Origin of the sequence: Thiolapillus sp. (genome assembly GCF_048562965.1) — a bacterium.
Taxonomy (GTDB): domain Bacteria; phylum Pseudomonadota; class Gammaproteobacteria; order Chromatiales; family Chromatiaceae; genus Thiolapillus; species Thiolapillus brandeum_A.
The window spans coordinates 1-546 of sequence record NZ_JBHNMF010001589.1 but is presented as its reverse complement, the minus strand read 5'-3'; the positions used below and the strand labels follow the sequence as shown (position 1 = coordinate 546).

The following is a 546-nucleotide window of genomic DNA, read 5'->3' as shown; positions in this document are numbered from 1 at the left end:
CGGAGCGGAATACGCTTTCCCAGGAGGTTCGGAAGACTTCCGCCGTCTCCTTCCAGGAGAGCCGCCTGGCCCAGCTCGCCAGAAACCAGCCATAGGCTCTGGTCAGTGGCCGTTTCCCCCATGGCCCAGGGCATTTGTTCCACGCGAATCCCACAGCTGGGGCATTCGACCCGGCGTGGGGCATACACCAGAAACACCTTGATCCTCCACAACGGAACAAACTCGAATCGGCGCTTCGCCAGTCGATCATAGCCTGGGCGATGGTGGCAGCAGCCCGAGCAGACCGGCTTGCCATTCGCCCGCTCGGCAACCTCGACTTCCAGCTCGGGTGCCGCTTCGTTACCAACCCAGCGCACCGACTTGTAGACAAATGACTTGAATTTATGCACCCGGTTCAGGATAGTCTTGAGCTGCATCCCACTTGCTTCCCTCTGAGTTGATGATGGTTTCACAACTCCATCTTCTCAGAGACCGGGTGGGGTGCTCTACCCCGACAGGACAGACCTGATCATTTGCCTCAAACCCACCTCTGCTACCCACAAATTC

The 546-nt window shown here is 58.4% G+C and carries 1 pseudogene; it reads right to left on the bottom strand.

The features are described 5' to 3' along the window. A pseudogene (locus ACOCD2_RS25665) lies at positions 1-416 on the bottom strand (hypothetical protein); the annotation flags it as partial. Positions 417-546 lie beyond the last annotated feature (130 nt).